Annotated in this window: 14 protein-coding genes; 4 read left to right on the forward strand and 10 right to left on the reverse strand. The window is 74.7% G+C overall.

Annotated elements, in window-relative coordinates; genetic code table 11:
- Positions 1–33: 33 nt before the first annotated feature.
- Positions 34–2511 carry a lysylphosphatidylglycerol synthase transmembrane domain-containing protein gene (locus tag AB0C21_RS39065; RefSeq protein ID WP_500211182.1) on the forward strand — a complete coding sequence of 826 codons (2478 nt, stop codon included), beginning with the start codon at positions 34–36 and terminating at the stop codon, positions 2509–2511.
- 4 nt (positions 2512–2515) lie between these two features.
- Here AB0C21_RS39065 and AB0C21_RS39070 read toward each other — a convergent pair whose 3' ends face one another.
- The 8 genes from AB0C21_RS39070 to AB0C21_RS39105 form a co-directional block, all read right to left on the reverse strand.
- A complete protein-coding gene (locus tag AB0C21_RS39070) occupies positions 2516–3121 on the reverse strand; it encodes a MerR family transcriptional regulator (RefSeq protein WP_353821687.1) in 606 nt (201 codons plus the stop codon).
- Positions 3122–3499: 378 nt separating this feature from the next.
- Positions 3500–3970: a bifunctional nuclease family protein gene (locus tag AB0C21_RS39075; RefSeq protein WP_067468341.1), complete on the reverse strand. Its 471-nt coding sequence runs from the start codon at positions 3968–3970 to the stop codon at positions 3500–3502.
- 142 nt (positions 3971–4112) lie between these two features.
- Positions 4113–4844: a transcriptional regulator FtsR gene (ftsR, locus tag AB0C21_RS39080; protein WP_500211183.1), complete on the reverse strand. Its 732-nt coding sequence runs from the start codon at positions 4842–4844 to the stop codon at positions 4113–4115.
- A gap of 37 nt (positions 4845–4881) precedes the next feature.
- On the reverse strand, positions 4882–5412 hold the full coding sequence (locus tag AB0C21_RS39085; protein WP_500211185.1) for an FHA domain-containing protein: 531 nt from the start codon (positions 5410–5412) through the stop codon (positions 4882–4884).
- Positions 5413–5718: 306 nt separating this feature from the next.
- The gene (locus tag AB0C21_RS39090) at positions 5719–6555 is read right to left on the reverse strand and encodes a DUF881 domain-containing protein (protein ID WP_500211186.1); all 837 of its coding nucleotides are present in this window, start codon (positions 6553–6555) and stop codon (positions 5719–5721) included.
- Complete coding sequence (locus tag AB0C21_RS39095; protein ID WP_149258545.1) at positions 6552–6884, reverse strand: small basic family protein; 333 nt, start codon at positions 6882–6884, stop codon at positions 6552–6554. Before AB0C21_RS39095 ends, AB0C21_RS39090 begins: the two co-directional genes overlap by 4 nt.
- Positions 6885–6906: 22 nt before the next feature.
- Positions 6907–7842: a DUF881 domain-containing protein gene (locus tag AB0C21_RS39100; protein WP_500211188.1), complete on the reverse strand. Its 936-nt coding sequence runs from the start codon at positions 7840–7842 to the stop codon at positions 6907–6909.
- Between the two features lie 72 nt (positions 7843–7914).
- Complete coding sequence (locus AB0C21_RS39105; RefSeq protein ID WP_500211190.1) at positions 7915–8568, reverse strand: LysE family translocator; 654 nt, start codon at positions 8566–8568, stop codon at positions 7915–7917.
- Positions 8569–8643: 75 nt separating this feature from the next.
- Between AB0C21_RS39105 and AB0C21_RS39110 the strand changes: the two genes are divergently transcribed.
- The 3 genes from AB0C21_RS39110 to AB0C21_RS39120 all read left to right on the forward strand — a co-directional run bounded on the left by AB0C21_RS39110 (position 8644) and on the right by AB0C21_RS39120 (position 13190).
- Positions 8644–9984 (forward strand): aminotransferase-like domain-containing protein, encoded by a 1341-nt coding sequence (locus AB0C21_RS39110; protein WP_500211192.1) that lies wholly within the window; start codon positions 8644–8646, stop codon positions 9982–9984.
- Positions 9985–10076: 92 nt separating this feature from the next.
- A complete protein-coding gene (locus AB0C21_RS39115) occupies positions 10077–11669 on the forward strand; it encodes an ABC transporter ATP-binding protein/permease (RefSeq protein WP_500211194.1) in 1593 nt (530 codons plus the stop codon).
- Positions 11670–11777: 108 nt separating this feature from the next.
- Positions 11778–13190 (forward strand): aminotransferase class V-fold PLP-dependent enzyme, encoded by a 1413-nt coding sequence (locus tag AB0C21_RS39120; RefSeq protein WP_500211196.1) that lies wholly within the window; start codon positions 11778–11780, stop codon positions 13188–13190.
- Positions 13191–13197: 7 nt separating this feature from the next.
- Here AB0C21_RS39120 and AB0C21_RS39125 read toward each other — a convergent pair whose 3' ends face one another.
- Positions 13198–15696, reverse strand: a complete 2499-nt coding sequence (locus AB0C21_RS39125; protein WP_500211197.1) for a sugar phosphate nucleotidyltransferase — start codon at positions 15694–15696, stop codon at positions 13198–13200.
- Positions 15693–16364: a cardiolipin synthase ClsA gene (clsA, locus tag AB0C21_RS39130; RefSeq protein ID WP_500211199.1), complete on the reverse strand. Its 672-nt coding sequence runs from the start codon at positions 16362–16364 to the stop codon at positions 15693–15695. The genes AB0C21_RS39125 and clsA overlap by 4 nt, the downstream gene beginning before the upstream one ends.
- Positions 16365–16368 lie beyond the last annotated feature (4 nt).

Genomic DNA, 16368 nt, shown 5'->3' on the forward strand with positions numbered 1-16368 from the left:
CACGATGACGGATGGCCGGAGCGGCGGTACGGCGTGACACAGACCCACGACGGCGCGGTGCGCCCGGCGCCGGGCGCGTCCGCCGGCGTCCCCGTCGAGGAGCCCGCCCAGCCCGACCGGATCCGCCGCCCCTCCGACGCCTTCCGGTTCGCGGCGTCCGTCGTGGGGCTGGCGGCGGTCATGCTGCTGGTGTCGATCGCGCAGCAGACGACGCACGGCCTCCAGACCGACATCGCGCAGGGCACCGCGCACGCGCCCCGGCCGCTGCTGACGCTGGCGACGCTGGTGTCCAGCTTCGGGGTGCTCGCCGTGCCGATCGCGTTCGGGATCGAGCGGCTGTTCCACAAGGACGGGACGCGCGTCGCGATCGCGCTGCTCGCCGCGATGATCGCGTTCGGCGTCACGGTGGGCCTGGACGACCTGGTGGTGCGGGCCGCGCCGGGCGGCGTGCTCGACTCGCTGATCTGGGGCGGCACCGAGACCGCGCCGGTGCACACCGACATCGCCCCGGTCATCGCGTTCGTCAGCGCGGTGGGGATGGCGGGCCGCGCCCGCTGGCAGGCCGCGACCTGGACCATGATCGGGCTGGCGGCGCTGACCGGGCTGACCGCGTCGTACGCCTCCGTGGCGGCGCTGGCGGCCACCTACCTGCTGGGCCGCGCCATCGGCCACGGCACCCTGTACGCGGTCGGGACGCCGAACCCGCGCCCGCCCGGCAGGACCGTGGTGGCCGCGCTCGAACGGCTCGGCCTGCGGCCGGAGCGGGCGGCGCGGCTGGACGGCGCCGGGGAGGGCACCGACCAGACGCGCCGGTACGGCGTCGTCCTCGCCGACCGCCCGCGGGGCGGGACCGGCGCCCGGCTCCCGGCGCGGCGCGGGCCGCACGGCGAGTGGGACGTGGAGGTCCGCGTCCTCGACCGCGACCAGCAGACCGCCGGGCTGCTCTACCGCGTCTGGCGGCTGCTGCGGCTGCGCGGCGACACGACCGGGCGGACGCTGCGCTCGCTCCGCCGCTCCCTGGAGCTGGAGTCGCTGACGGCGTACGCGCTGGACGCGGCGGGCGCCCGGACGCCGCGGCTCGCCGGCACCTGCGAGGTCGGCACCGAGGCGGCGCTGCTGGCGTACGAGCACGTGCCGGGGCGGCGGCTCGGGGACGTCCCCGACGACGAGGTCACCGACGTGCTGCTGACGGACGTGTGGCGGCAGTTCCGGGCGCTGCAGGCGGGGCGGATCGCGCACCGGCGGCTGGAGGGCGGCGCGGTCCTGGTCGGCGACGACGGCCGCGCCTACCTCACCGACCTGCGGTCCGGGGAGACGGCGGCGGGCGACCTGGCGCTGCGCCTCGACCTCGCCCAGCTGCTCACGACCCTGGCGCTGCGGGCGGGGCCGGAGCGGGCGGTCCGGACGGCGGCGTCCGTGCTGGGCGAGGAGGCCCTCGGCGGGGCGGTGCCGCTGCTGCAGCGGGTGGCGCTGTCCCGGGCGACCCGCACGGCCCTCCGGCACCACAAGGACCTGCTCACCCGCATCCGCGAGCAGATCGTCCGGCTGAAGCCGGAGACCGAGGCGGCCCCCGCCAACCTGGAGCGCTTCCGGCCCCGGACCATCGTCAGCATCGTGGCGCTGTCGATCGCGGCCTACATCGTCATCCCGCAGGTGACGAGCCTGGACATCGGCCGCCTGGCGGCCACGGCGAGCTGGCACTGGGTGGCGGCGGCCCTCGGGGCGGCGGCGCTCACCTACGTGGCCGCCGCGTTCATGCTGATGGGGTTCGTCCCGGAACGCCTGCCGCTGTGGCGGACGGTCCTGGTGCAGCTGGCCGCGTCGTTCGTGAAGCTGGTCGCGCCCGCGGCCGTGGGCGGCGTCGCGGTCAACACCCGCTACCTGCAGCGCACGGGCGTCCGGCCGGCCCTCGCCGTCGCGAGCGTGGGCGCGTCCCAGCTCGTCGGCATGGTCATCCACATCCTGCTGCTGGTGCTGTTCGGGTTCCTGACCGGCTCGACGGCGAAGGCGACGCAGGACCTCGCCCCCTCCCGGACGATCATGTTCGCGGTGCTGGGGCTGGGGCTGCTCGCCGGGCTGGCGCTGACCGTGCCGCGGGTGCGGCGGGTGGTCGCCTCGCGGCTGAGGGCCATGTTCTCTGGTGTGGTGCCGCGCCTGGTGGACGTCCTGCAGTCCCCGCGGAAGCTCGCCACCGGGATGGGCGGCACGCTGCTGCTGACGCTGGCGTTCACCCTGTGCCTGGACGCCTCGATCCGGGCGTTCGGCGGGTCGCTGCCGTGGACGACGGTGGTGCTGGTGTTCCTGACCGCGAACGCGGTCGGATCCGCGGCGCCGACGCCGGGCGGGCTCGGCGCCGTCGAGGGCGCCCTCACCCTGGCGCTGACGATCTCGGGGCTGACGGCGGAGACGGCGACGTCGGCGGTGCTGCTCTACCGGCTGCTGACGCTGTGGCTGCCGGTTCTGCCGGGCTGGGGGGCGTTCGCCTTCCTGCAGCGCAAGGAGGCGCTCTGAGGCGTCAGCCGGTGCGGCGGGCGCGCCGCCGGTCGGCGAGCTCGTCGTGGGGGTGCCCCGCCGGGTCGGGCTCACCGGTGGAGGCGCGCTCACCGGGTAGTTCCGCCAGGCTGCCCTCCACCTCCTGCCACACCCGTCCGAGCGCGATGCCGAACACGCCCTGCCCGCCCTGGAGGAGGTCGACGACCTCGTCGGGCGAGGTGCACTCGTACACGCTCACGCCGTCGCTCATCAGGGTGATCTGAGCGAGGTCCTGGACGCCGCGGTCGCGCAGATGGGTGACGGCCGTGCGGATCTGCTGCAGCGAGACGCCGGTGTCCAGGAGCCGCTTGACGACCTTCAGGACGAGGATGTCGCGGAAGCTGTACAGCCGCTGGCTGCCGGATCCCTGCGCCGACCGCACGCTGGGCTCCACCAGCTTGGTGCGGGCCCAGTAGTCGAGTTGCCGGTAGGTGATCCCCGCCGCGGCGCACGCCGTCGGGCCGCGGTAGCCGACGTCCTCCGGCGGCGCCGACACCTGGGTGTCGAAGAGCAGGCCCTGCTCTCCGGCACGGCGGGACGCCACGCGCCTGTCGGGGGTCGCCTTGCCCTCGCCGCTGCTCACCGCCACGCGGACCTCCGGCTTCTATCAGCCCGCGGCGGTTCGTCAAGGGGGTTTGACGAATAACACCACGGGTGTTCCACCAGCACGGTAGGTGCCGGTCAGGGTGTGGTCAACGTTCATCGTCGGCGCGTCGCATGCCCGGACGAACCGGCTTCACATGGGCAAACTGCACACCTTCGCCACCCACGCAGTCCATACCCCGATGGTTCCCCCGCAAAAACCGCCAGGTCCAGCCCAATGGGCGACCAATCGCCCCATGGCATGAACTCGCCCCCTCCAGAGTGACATTCGCCACAGGCCCGGCGCGGGACGCGCTCGACCGGCGCGTCGCGGGCGGGACGGCGGAGGACGAGGCGGGGCGGAGGCGGGCTGTACGGAGGGGGGCTATCCGGCGCGGCCGAAGTCCTCCGGGGAGATCGTGTCGAGGAACTCGCGGAACTTCTCGACCTCGTCCTCCTGCTCGTCGGGGATGGCGACGCCGGCCTCCTCCAGGACGTCCTCGCTGGCGAAGATCGTCGCGCCGGTGCGCAGGGCGAGGGCGATGGAGTCGGAGGGGCGCGCGCTCACCTCGACGCCGTTGGAGAAGATCAGGTCGGCGAAGAAGATCCCTTCGCGGAGCGCGGTGATGTTGACCGTGCGGAGCTGGACGCTGAGGGCGTCCAGGACGTCGCGGAACAGGTCGTGGGTGAGGGGACGGGCGGGCAGCACCCCCTGCTGGGCGAAGGCGATCGCGGTCGCTTCGACCGCCCCGATCCAGATGGGCAGGTAGCGATCGCCCTCCGTCTCCTTCAACAGGACGATCGGCTGATTGGAGGGCATCTCGACCCGGACGCCGACGACCTCCATCTGCTTCACTGCGGCTCCCTGCTGGTTCTCGCTGTCTCGATCACCACGTGCAGCGGATCGATTCCTGACCGAACCATGTAGCCAACGTACACCCAGGCTCGGACAGCTCGCGGCGGACGGGGGGCGGGAAAATCGTCCACGGGCCGCGTGCTCAGTGGTCGAGGCTCTCGCGCAGCCCCGCGCCGACCAGCGCGGCGTGCAGCCGGACCGACAGGGCGGCGATCTCCCGCGCGGTCTCGGCGGCCTGCTCGTGCGCGCCGCGGCTGCGGCGCCGCAGCTGCGGCGCGACCATCTGCTCGATCAGGCCGACCTGCCGGTCGGCGGCGGCCTTGACGGCGCGCAGGTGCCGGACCTCGAAGCCGAACTCGCCGAGCGCGGCGGCCACGCGCGCGATGTTCAGCGCCTCGCCCTCGTAGTGCGCGCCGGTCCGGCGGACGAGGCCGTACTCCTCCAGGCGGGCGAGGAGTGCCTCGTCGATCCCGGCGCCGTCGAGGAGCTGGCGGCGGGTGAGCCGGACGGCCGGGTCAGGGGCGGTGGTGTCGGCGGCCACGAGCGTGCGGGGGCGGCGCCGGTCCGGCTCGGCCGGACCGGTGCGGCGGGCGCCGAGCGGCGGGACGCTCTCGCCGCGGTCGCGCGCCTCCAGGTGCTGCCTGATGACGCGCAGCGGCATGTAGTGGTCGCGCTGCGCGGTGAGGACGTACCGCAGGCGCTCGACGTCGGCGTCGCTGAACTTGCGGTAGCCGGAGGGGCTGCGCTCCGGCTCGACGAGCCCCTCGGACTCCAGGAACCGGATCTTGGAGATGGTGATGTCGGGGAACTCGGGCCTGAGCAGCCCGAGGACGTCCCCGATCGTCATCGGGGACCGGGCCGGCTCCGCGTTCAAGGGCCCTCCCATCGTCGCCTGGCCTCGCCGCGTTCCGTCAGCCGTGGGCCGGGTTGGTGAGGAACACCAGCCGGAACTTGCCGATCTGGACCTCGTCGCCGCCCGACAGCCCGGCCTGGTCGATCCGCTGCCGGTTGACGTAGGTGCCGTTGAGGCTGCCGACGTCGCGGACGGAGAACACGCCGCCCTGGCGGGCGAACTCGGCGTGGCGGCGGGACACGGTGACGTCGTCCAGGAAGATGTCGCTCTCGGGGTGCCGCCCGGCGGAGGTGCGGTCCTTGTCGAGCAGGAAGCGGCTGCCGGCGTTGGGGCCGCGCTTCACGACGAGCAGCGCGGTGCCCGGGGGGAGCGCCTCCATCGCCATCTGGTCGGGCCCGACCGGCTCCTCGGCGCCGGCATCGGTGTCCAGCGCCTCGAACCCTCCGATGGAGATCGTGGACGTGGACTCGCCCGGCGACTCCCGGGGAGGCGGCGGCGCCGAACTCCTCAGCGGAGTGCCGCAGTTCGAGCAGAAGCGGGCATCATCCGGGTTGGCGTGACCGCACTGCGTGCAGTAGACGCTCGGCATCGATCGGCTCGGCCTCCTACCATCGGCGTGCCGCCCGCGACTCCCGCCGTAGCGGGGGCCGCCTGCGCCACGCGCATCCTTCACCCAACCCACGCCGGGGGTCCGCCCCCGGCAACGGTCCAACTCACCGCCCGCTCACACGACGGTCGCCGCAACTTACGCGGGTATCACCCGAGGGGTCAACTGGAACGGTGAGCCGGCTGCACCAAACTACATTCGCCGATGATCGCAGGTCCATGCCGCCGCGCGGGCGGCCGCGATCAGAAGCGCCTGCGGGCGCGCGGTCCACCGTCTCCCCCGTCCCCTCTAGGGAGACCGTACCGCGCCGACGGTCACTTTCGCGCGCCGGCTGATCAGGACGCGCGCCCCGGCCCCCTCCAGCGTGCGGACGAGGCCGCCGGGGATGGTGAGCGCCGTGGTCATCGTGTGGGGGTCGCCGATGGCCAGGAACCGGTACGGGGCGGTGAGGAGCCGGCCGTCCACCAGGATGCCGTCGCGGTCGTCCAGGAAGTGGGTGTCGACGCCGACGCGCACGTCGCCGACCTGGATGACCTCGGCGCCGGCGTCGCGGAGCTCCTCCATGGCGTCCAGGAGGTTGAGGGCCTTCACGCCGCGGCCGGGGTCGTCGATCCGGAGCTCGATCCCGGGGCCCTCGGCGGGCAGCGTGCCGGCGAGCAGGCCGTAGGTGGTCGCCCGCTCGCGCGCCTCCTCCAGGGCCGTCCCGCCCTCGGCGTCCCGCTCCAGCCGGGCCTTCGTCTCCTCCAGGTCGCGCAGGTCGCCCCGCAGCCGCTCGGAGCGCTGGCCCAGGTCCCCGAGGATGCCGACGAGCTCGTCCTGCCTCGCGGTGGCGAACGTGGTGTCGCGCTCGGTCGAGCCCACCTGGGCGGCGACCGCGAACCCCAGCAGGAGGCACAGCAGCCCGCCGATGAGCTGGCCCGGGCTGACGCGCGGGCGCAGCAGGGCGGCGAGGGCGCGCAGCCCTCCGGGCTCGGGCGGGGCCTGCTCGTCCTCGGGCGGCTGTTCGTTCTCGGCCACCTGCTCGTTCTCGGCCACCTGCTCCGCCTCAGGAGCAGGCTCGTCCTCGGGGACTCGCTCGTCCTCGGGTGCGGTTCCGTCGCGCCGCGTGGCCTCTCCCCCGGTCATGCGCCGAACAGCTTCCGCCGGATGGCCGCCGCGTTGGAGAAGATCCGGATGCCGAGGACGACCACGACGCCGGTGGACAGCTGCGAGCCGACGCCGAGCTTGTCCCCGAGGAAGACGATCAGCGCGGCGATGACGGTGTTGCTGACGAAGGAGACCGTGAAGACCTTCTCGTCGAAGATCCCCTCCAGCCGGGCCCGGACGCCGCCGAACATGGCGTCGAGCGCGGCCACGATCGCGATCGGCAGGTAGGGCTGGAGCCAGAGCGGGACGTCCGGCTGGACCAGGAAGCCCAGCGTCACGCCGACCACGAGCCCGATCAGCGCGATCATCCTCGGACCACCCCTCCCCCGCTCACCGGCCGCCCTCGTCGCGGGGGACGGCGTACCGCAGCCGGAACGCGCCCGCGGCGGGCAGCCGCACCCCGTCCGAGCGGCGCGTGTCGTACCTGATCCCGAACCGGTCCCGCAGCGCGGCGAGCCGCCGGTCGGCGGGCGAGCCGGCGAAGGCCTCCCGCAGCCGCCCGGGGTCGCCGAGCGCCGTCACCTCGTAGGGGCCGGCGAGCGGCCGGTAGTCGACCATGATCGCCTCGCCGGCGGCACGGATCGCGGTGGTCGGGGCGAGCCGCCGGCCGTTGACGCCGATGGCCCGCGCGCCGGCCGCCCACAGCCCGTTCACCAGGACCTGGAGGTCCTGATCATAGACCCGGCCGCCCTCGGCGGCGCGGCCCGGCGGCGCGTGCCCGGCGGGGGCGTCGCGCGGCGCGTCGTCCAGGGTGACGACCAGGCCCTCGCCGGCGGCGGGCGCGGCGGCCGCCGCGGCGCCCGCGGCGGCCACCTGCTGCCGGACGCGGCGGCCGGCGGCGCTGCGGGCCAGCGCGGCGGCCCGGCGGCGCTCGGTGTCGGCCCGGAGCCGGTCGAGCCGGCGCTGGAGGGCGTCGGTCTCGGCGGTGCGGGCGTGGATCTGGTCGATGAGCTCGGAGCGCCGCTCGGCGGCCACCGGCTCGCTGCGGTGCACCTCGAGGCCGGCGACGGCGGCCAGCGCACCGGTGAGGGCGAGGACGAGCAGGACGCCCGCGCCCCGGAGCCGCCCTCGCGGCGGGGCGGCCGCGCCGGATGCGGCGCGGCGCGCCGCGGCCTCCGCGTACCCCGGATCGAGGTGCTTTCCGGCGAACAGGTCGGCCAGCAGCGACATGGAGGCGTCGGGGCGCCGCCATCCGGGCGGCCCGCCCCGGTTCCGCGGCCGCTCGTCCGCGTCGCGGCCGCCGGGCGTGTCCTGTCGTGCGATCACCGGCCCATCATGGCAAGGACCTGCAAATCGGCGCCGGGCGCGTCGGCCTTGGCGGGGCGCGGCGTCCCCGGGTCAGGTGGCGGCGGGGCGCAGGCCGATGTGGACGGCGAGGCCCGCCAGCACCGAGCCCATCACGTACCGCTGGGCGCGCCGCCAGCCGGGCCTGCGCGCGAGGAAGGCGGCGATGGAGCCGGCGCAGAGCACGATGAGGGCGTTGACGGTGACGGCGATCGTGACCTGGACGGCGCCGAGCAGCAGGATCTGGGCGGCGACGTTCCCGCGCGCGGGGTCGGCGAACTGCGGCAGCAGCGACACGTACAGGACGGCGATCTTGGGGTTGAGCAGGTTGGTGACCAGCCCCATGGCGAACAGCCGGCGCGGCGGGTCGGCGGGCAGGTCGGCGGGGGCGAACGCGGTCGTGCCGCCCGGCCGCAGCGCCTGCCACGCCAGCCAGAGCAGGTAGCAGGCCCCGCCGATCTTGATCGCGGCGTACAGCGGCGGGACGAGCGCGAACACGGTGGTGAGCCCCGCGGTCGCGGCCGCGACGTAGACGAGGAAGCCCGCGGCGACGCCGCCGAGCGAGATCAGCCCGGCCCGGCGGCCCTGGGTCACCGACCGCGACACCAGGTAGATCATGTTGGGCCCCGGGGTGAGGACGAGGCCGAGGGCGAAGAGGGCGATGGCCGCGACGGCCGCGTACGAGATCATTGCGCTCCAGTCGGTCAAGGTGCTCCAAGGCTAGGAGTCGGAGTAATCTCAAAGCAATAAAAACATTGTGCTCGGTGCAATATGGGGTGGCGCATGGACGACTACCGGCGGGTCGCGGACGAGCTGGCGGCCGACATCGCGGCGGGGCGGCTGCGCCCGGGCGAGCGGCTGCCGCCGCAGCGGGCCTTCGCCCGGCGCCGGGGCATCGCGGGCTCCACGGCGAACCGCGTGTACCGGGAGCTGGCCAGGCGCGGTCTCGTGGTCGGCGAGGTCGGGCGCGGGACCTTCGTCCGCGCGGGCGAGCGCCCGCCGGGGCCCGCGCTCGCCGAGCCGGCGGCCGCGCGCGTCGACCTGGAGCTGAACTATCCGGTGGTGCCCGAGCAGACCGCCCTGCTCGCCGCGGGACTGGAGCGCCTGCGCCGCCCGGACGTCCTCGACGCCGCGCTCGGGCCCGCGGGCGTCGCGGGCACCGGCGCCGCCCGCGAGGCCGCGGCGGCGCTGCTCGCCACCCCCGGCTGGCGGCCCGCCCCGGACGGGGTCCTGTTCGCGGGGAACGGCCGGCAGGCCATCGCGGGGGCCGTGGCGGCGCTCGTGCCGGCGGGCGGCCGGCTCGGCGTCGAGGCGCTGACCTACCCGGTGATCAAGGGGATCGCGGCCAGGCTCGGGGTGACGCCGGTCCCGATCGCGATGGACGGGCACGGCCTGCGCCCGGACGCGCTCGCCGACGCCCATCGCGCCGCCCCCCTCGGCGCCGTCTACGTCCAGCCGACGCTGCACAACCCCTGCGGGACGACGATGCCGCCCGAGCGCCGCGCCGAGCTGGCCGGCGCGCTGGAACGGCTCGGCCTCCACGCCGTGGAGGACCGCATCTGGGCGTTCCTGCCCGGCGGCGGGCCCGAGCCGCTGGCGGCGCACGCGCCGGACCGCACCGTGCTGGTCGACAGCCTCTCCAAGCGCCTCGCCCCCGGCCTGAGCCTCGGCTTCGCCGTCCCGCCCGCCGCGCTCGCCGGACGCGTCGCCGCCGCGCTGCGCTCCGGCGCCTGGGGCCCGGCGGGCTTCGCGCTGGAGGCGGCCGCGGGCTGGATCGCCGACGGGACGGTCGAGACGGTCACCCGCGCCAAGCGCGCCGACGCGGCGGCCCGCCAGCGCATCGCGGCGAGCCGACTGGAGGGCGCGGCCGTCCGGTCCGACCCCGCCTCGTACTTCTGCTGGTGGGAGCTGCCGCAGCGGTGGCGGGCGGAGACGTTCGTGGCGGCGGCGGCCCGGCGGGGGATCGCCGTCACCCCGGCGGCCGCCTTCGTCGTGGGCGGGGGCGCCGCCCCGCGCGCCGTCCGCTTCGGCCTGGCCTCCCCGCCGCCGGACATCCTCGCGCGTGCTCTGGAGACCCTCGCCGGGATCGCCGCCGGGGACCCCGACGACGACGCCCCGGACTGACCGGAAACCGCCGCGGCCGGCGCGCTCCGGCGGCTGGACGCGCACCGGAAGATCGTTCATCGTCGGGGTGGGGCCGCCCGGCGGGAGGACAGATGATCGAGGTCCGCGAGGTGGGGCAGCGCGCGGCCGGGGGGCGGCGGACGCTGCGGGAGGTGTCGCTGTCGATCGGCGCCGGGGAGCTGGTGGCGATCATCGGCGGCAGCGGCGCGGGCAAGACCACCCTCCTGGACGCCATCGCGGGCGTCCGGCCGCCCGCCGAGGGCGAGGTCAGGTACGACGGCGGCGGGAGCGCTCCGGCAGCAGGCTCGCTCGGCTACGTCCCGCAGGACGACATCGTGCACCTGGAGATGCCGCTGCGGCGCACCCTGCGGTACGCGGCGGGACTCAGGCTGCCCGCGGGGACGTCCCCGGAGCGGGCCGAGCGCGCCGTGGACGGCGTGCTGGAGGCGCTGGCGCTGACCGGCCGGGCGGGGCAGCGCGTCGGGTCGCTGAGCGGCGGTGAGCGCAAGCGGGCCAGCATCGCGGTCGAGCTGCTGACGCGGCCGCGCGTGTTCTTCCTGGACGAGCCCACCTCCGGGCTCGACCCGGCGGCCGCGGCCGACCTGATGCGGCTGCTGCGCGGGCTCGCGGACGCGGGGACGACGGTGGTGCTCACCACGCACCACCCGCCGGACGTCCTCGTGTGCGACCGGGTCGCCGTCCTCTCCCAGGACGGGCGGCTGGCTTTCTACGGCGGGCCGCGCGAGGCCCGCGAGCGGTTCCGGGCGGACCGGGTGGAGGACATCTACCTGCGCCTGGCCGAAGGGAACGCGCACGAGTGGGAGGGGCGGTTCGGCGCGTCCGCCGCGCCGGCGTCCGGACCGGGGATCGGCCCGCTGCGGCAGTGGGCGCTGCTCACCCGCCGCAGCCTGGACCTGCTCGCCCGCAACCGGCTCACCCTCGCCGTGCTGGCCGGCTCGCCGCTCATGGTGCTGGCGATGTTCGCGGTCCTGTTCCGCCCGGGCGCGTTCGCGCCGGAGTCCCCCAGCCCCGGCGCGACGGTGATGATCCTGTTCTGGATCGCGTTCGGCGGGTTCTTCTTCGGCCTGACCTACGGGCTGCTGCAGATCTGCAACGAGCTGCCCGTGCTGCGCAGGGAGCGGCTGACCGGCCTGCGGGTCGGGCCGTACGTGCTGGCGAAGGCCGCCGTCCTGCTGCCGCTGCTGGCCGCGGTGGACGCGCTGATGCTCGGCGTCCTGCGGGCCCTGGACCGGCTGCCCGCGATGGGGTGGGGCACCTACGGGGAGCTGTTCGTGACGCTGCTGCTGTGCTCGGTGGCGGCGCTGGCACTGGGTCTCCTCGTGTCGGCGTCGGTCACCGATCCGGCCCAGGCCACGATGGCCCTGCCGATGCTCTGCTTCCCGCAGGTGCTGTTCGTCGGCGCGATCCTGCCCGTCCCGGTGATGGCGGCGCCCGGACGATGGCTCAGTTGCGCCATGTCCAACCGCTGGGCGTTCGAGGGGCTCGGGCACAGCCTCGGGGTGGACCGGCTCTGGGCGACGGGCCGCTCGCCGCTGGGCCCGCCCCTTCTCGCCTCGTACGGCGACACCTTCTCGCGGCCGGTCGCCGTGGACTGGGCGGTGCTGGGCGGGTTCGCCGCGTTGTTCCTCGCGGGAGCCTGCCTGGTCCTCACCCGCAGGACATAGAAACCCTTCTCCGCGGGCCATTTGAGGCCACTCCCGCACCCTTGTATCCCCATTGGGAATTTTGGACCGTTTAGTGAGGAATGCGGCTTATGTAGGCGGGGGAGATTTGTGAGAATTTCATCCGGTTTCCGTGCCGAGCTGATGCCCGGCTACGCGGAGACGCGGCGGCTGGACGAGCTGCGGGCCGCCGAGTACGGCCACCTGGACGGGCACACGTACCTGGACTACACCGGCTCCGGCGTCGCCGCCGCCGCCCAGATCCGCGCGCACGCCGAGCGCCTCGCCGGGCGCTGCTACGGCAACCCGCACTCGGAGAACCCCGCCTCCAGCGCCTCCACCGCGCTCGTCGAACGGGCGCGGCGGGCCGTCCTGGCGTTCTTCAACGCCTCCCCCGAGGAGTACGCGGTGGTGTTCACCCACAACGCCACCGGAGCGTGCCGCCTCGTCGGGGAGGCCTACCCGTTCGGGCGCGGCCGGCGGCTCGTCCTCACCGGCGACAACCACAACTCGGTGAACGGGATCAGGGAGTTCGCGAAGGCGCGCGGCGCCGAGGTCACCCACGTGCCCGTCCGCGGGCCCGACCTGCGCGTCCGCGAGGCCGAGCTCGCCGCGGCGCTGCGCGGCGGCGGCGGGCTGCTGGCGTTCCCCGCGCAGAGCAACTTCAGCGGCGTCCAGCACCCGCTGGGCTGGGTCGACCTCGCCCACGCGCACGGCTGCGACGTGCTGCTGGACGCGGCCGCGTTCGCGCCCGCCAACCGCCTCGACCTGAGCCGGGTCCGGGCCGACTTCGTCCCCGTGAGCTGGTACAAGGTGTTCGGGTACCCGACCGGCGTGGGCGGCCTGGTCGCCCGCCGGGACGCGCTGGCCCGGCTGCGCCGCCCCTGGTTCGCGGGCGGGACGATCCAGGCGGTCAGCGCGCTCGGCGGCTGGCACGTCCCCGCGCCCGACGAGACCGCGTTCGAGGACGGCACCCTGAACTTCCTGTCCATCCCGGACGTCGAGTTCGGCATCCACTGGATCGAGGACATCGGCATCGACCTCGTCCACCGCCGCGTCGGGTGCCTGACGGTGCTGCTCCTGCGCCGGCTCGCCGAGCTCCGCCACGCCGACGGCTCCCCCGTGATCCGGGTGTACGGGCCGGAGGACGGCGACCGGCGCGGCGGCACCGTCGCGTTCAACGTGCTCGACCGGCGCGGCGCGGTCGTGGACGAGCGGATCGTCGCCCGCGACACCGCCGCAGCCGGCATCTCGGTGCGCACGGGATGCTTCTGCAACCCCGGCGCCGGCGAGGGCGCCTTCGGGATCCCCGAGCCCGCCCTGCGGAGCGCCGCGCACCGGCGGACGCGGACCCTCGACGACTACCTCGACGTGCTCGGGCTGCCGAGCGGCGGCGCGGTCAGGGCGTCCCTCGGCCTCGTGTCCAACGCCGCCGACGTGGAGCGCCTCGCGGGGTTCCTCGGCGCCGCCTACGCCGACCGGGAGCCCGACCGGGCCGGGCTCAGGCCCCGCGAGCGCTGCTGAGGGCCGGTCAGGAGCCCGCGCTCTCGACGACGGCGGCCCAGTCGGCCAGGAGCGCCTGCGCGGCGTCGGCGTCCGGCCCCTCCGCCCACAGGTGCGTCACGGCCTCCGCGGGGTCGGGCAGGACGAGGACCCAGCGGCCGTCGCCCTCGACCACGCGGACGCCGTCGGTGGTGTCGATCGTCCGGCCCGCCGCCGCCTCCACGACATGGCGCATCACGCTGCCCTTGGCCGCCCACGGCGTCGGGACGGAGCGGCGCAGCAGGTGCGCGTCGGGGATGCGGCGGTCGATCTGCGACAGCGTCAGCCGCGTCCGCGCGACCAGCCCGACGAGCCGGACGAACGCCGCGATCCCGTCCACGGTGCCGCTGAACTCGGGCATCAGGAACCCGCCGCGCCCGTCCCCCGCGAAGACCACGCTCGGCTGCGCGGCCGCCTTGGTCAGCACGTCCTGGGACGTGGAGGTCCACTCGACCTGCACGCCGTGGAACCGGCACACCTGCTCGGCGACCCGCGTCGTCGTCACCGGCAGCGCCACCTTGCCGCCGCGCCGCTCGGCCGCGACCAGGTCCAGCATCACCAGCAGGGCCCGGTCGTCGCCGACCAGCTCGCCGTTCTCGTCCACCAGGGAGATCCGCTCCCCCACCGGGTCGAACCGGACGCCGAACGCGGCCCGCGACGACGACACCAGCTCGCCGAGCCGCTCGAGGTCGCGCATCCGCTCGGCGAGCGTCTCGGTCGGGTTGGCCTCGTCCAAGCCGGCGTTGCGGGTGAGGACCTCCACGCCGACCTTGCCGAGCAGGTTCGGCAGGACGAGCGAGGCCACCCCGCCCGCGCAGTCCAGGACGATCTTCAGTCCCGCCTCGCGGACGCCGCGGATGTCGACGCGGCGCAGCAGGTCGCGGGTGTAGGTCTCCACGACGCGCGGCGGGTAGGTCAGCTCGGCGATCTCGCCGGGGAACGCGCGGCGGTACTCCTGCCGGCCGAAGACGCGCTCCAGCTTGCGCTGCGCGCCCTGGGAGAGGTCGGCGCCGTCCGCGTCGAGGAACAGGATGTCGACGCCCTGCGGGTCGCCGAGGGTGGTGCGGATGTAGATGCCGCCGACGCTGTCCTCGCGGCCCGTCTCGAACCGGGCGACGGTCAGCGGCGTCGCCTCCAGGTCCTGGACGTTGATGGCGCTGGCGGTCAGCGCGCTGTTCACGGCGCGCTTCAGGGTGCGGGCCGCGCGGGAGACGTCCCGCCCGGTGACGACCGTCGTGCCCTTCTTCAGCGTCGTCGCGTAGGCGCTGGCGAGCCGGACCGCCAGCTCCGGGGTGATCTCGACGTTGACCAGGCCGGACACCCCGCGCGGCCCGAACAGGTTGCGCTGCCCCCGCGACTCCCAGATCACGCTGGTGTTGACGACGGCGCCGGCCTCGATGGTCTTGAACGGGTACACCTTCACGCCGCTGGACACGTACGCCTCGGCCTCGATGACGCACTCGTCCCCGATGACGGCGCCCTCCTCCACCCGGGCGCCCGCCATGATGTCGGTGTTCTTGCCGATGACGCAGCCGCGCAGGTTCGTGGACGGCGCCACGAACACGTTGTCGTGGACGATGGCGCGGTGCAGGAACGCGCCCTCCTTCACCACGACGTTGCTGCCGAGGACGGTGAACTCGCGCAGCTCGACGCCCGCCTCGACCTTCGCGTAGTCGCCGATGTAGAGCGGGCCCTTGAGGACGGCCTCGGCGTCCACCTCCGCGCCTTCGGCGACCCACACGCCCGGCGACACCTCGAAGCCGTCCAGGTCGATGCCGACCTGCCCGGACAGCATGTCCGCCTGGGCCTTGAGGTAGCTCTCGTGGGTGCCGACGTCCTCCCAGTAGCAGTCGGCCACGTACCCGAACAGGCGGGCGCCCTCGGCGAGGAGCTTCGGGAAGACGTCCCCGGACCAGTCGACCGGCTCGCCCTCCGCGACGTGCTCCAGGACCTCGGGCTCCATGACGTAGATGCCGGTGTTGACGGTGTCGGAGAACACCTGGCCCCAGGTGGGCTTCTCCAGGAACCGCTGCACGCGGCCCTCGTCGTCCACGATGATGATCCCGAACTCCAGGGGGTTCGGGACGCGCTTCAGGCCGATGGTGACGAGGGCGTCGTTCTCCTCGTGGAACCGCACCATGTCGGTCAGGTCGATGTCGGTGAGCGCGTCCCCGGAGATCACCAGGAAGCGGTCGTCGCGCAGCGCCTCCTCGGCGTTCTTGACGCTGCCCGCGGTGCCGAGCGGCATCTCCTCGGTCGCGTAGCTCAGCGCCATGCCGAGCTCCTCACCGTCGCCGAAGTAGTTGCGGATCAGCGCGGCCAGGAACTGCACGGTGACGACGGTCTCGCTGAACCCGTGCTTCTTCAGCAGCCGCAGCACGTGCTCCATGATCGGCCGGTTGACGAGCGGCAGCAGCGGTTTGGGCTGGTTGGCGGTCATCGGACGCAGCCGCGTCCCCTCGCCTCCCGCCATCACGACGGCCTTCATCGGGGGGTCTCAGCTCCCTTCTGGTCACCGGCGGGCGGTCCCGCGCCCGGACCGTCCGCCTCGGGCGGGGCGCCCGGGGGCGGCGCGCCGCGGCCGGCCAGCACCAGTTGCCGCGTCTGCGCCCAGTACAGGACGGCCGCCCACCAGTACAGGCCCGTCCCCCAGCCGGCGAAGGCCCACCCGATGACCCTCGCCGCGGTGGCCGCGCCCCCGTCGTGGTCGCCGAGCAGCAGCAGCGGGAAGGAGTACAGCAGGCACATCGTCGCCGCCTTGCCGATGAAGTGGACCGGCAGCGCGGGGCCGTAGCCGAGCCGCCGCATGATCGGCGCGATCGGCAGGATCGACACCTCGCGGGCGACGAGCACCAGCACCAGCCACAGCGGGATGATGTCGCGGATGGTGAGCCCGACGAGCGTGGCCAGGATGTAGAGGCGGTCGGCGGCCGGGTCGAGCACGGTGCCGAGCCTGCTCGTCTGGTTCAGCGCGCGTGCGAGCTTCCCGTCCAGCCAGTCCGACAGGCCCGCGAACACCAGCAGGCCGAGCGCCCACCAGTCCGCCTCGGCCAGCACGAGCCACAGGAACAGCGGGACGCCCAGGAGCCGGGCGAGGCTCAGGATGTTGGGCACCGTGAAGATCCGGTCCTGCGGGGCCTCCTGCAAAGTGCTCACCGAC

It is taken from the genome of Spirillospora sp. NPDC049024 (genome assembly GCF_040649235.1).
In the GTDB taxonomy this organism is placed as follows: domain Bacteria; phylum Actinomycetota; class Actinomycetes; order Streptosporangiales; family Streptosporangiaceae; genus Spirillospora.